This window comes from Corallococcus sp. CA041A, assembly GCF_003612075.1.
GTDB classification, from domain to species: domain Bacteria; phylum Myxococcota; class Myxococcia; order Myxococcales; family Myxococcaceae; genus Corallococcus; species Corallococcus exiguus.
In genome coordinates, this window is sequence record NZ_RAWF01000740.1 from 1 (window position 1) to 401 (window position 401).

Consider the following 401-nt stretch of genomic DNA (forward strand, 5'->3'; position numbering starts at 1 on the left):
CATCAGCGTGCGCACATGCGCGGCGGAATCGGTTTCGCCAAGCACGGCAACGTGTCGGGGATGGGGCTGCTGCAGCAGCCGCGAGAGGGCCGGCAGATCGTCGATGCCGGGCAAGGGCAGGCCGATCAGGGCCAATTCGGCGTCCGCATGCGCCGCAAGATTTTCAAAGAGGGCTTCGTCCGGCTCGACGCTGACCACCTCGGTAATGGCCGGCAGCGATTGCAACACATGGGTCGCGCCGGCACGCACCAAAGGGTGTGCCTCCACTACGATTGATTTCACTGCGCCGCCTGTCTGGTTATGGTTTGTTTGTCCATTTCCGGAATCAGCTTGTTGCCGCGTCTATATTTGAACCTGCGGTCCAAAATGAATGCGGCCGTGCCTATGGAAAATGCTTTTAG

At 59.9% G+C, this 401-nt stretch carries 1 protein-coding gene; it reads right to left on the reverse strand.

Annotation, left to right across the window (positions count from 1 at the left end; all coding sequences use genetic code 11):
• The coding region (locus D7V77_RS42895; protein WP_147452404.1) for a response regulator transcription factor at positions 1 to 252 on the reverse strand (252 nt) is incomplete at its 3' end.
• Between the last annotated feature and the right edge of the window lie 149 nt (positions 253 to 401).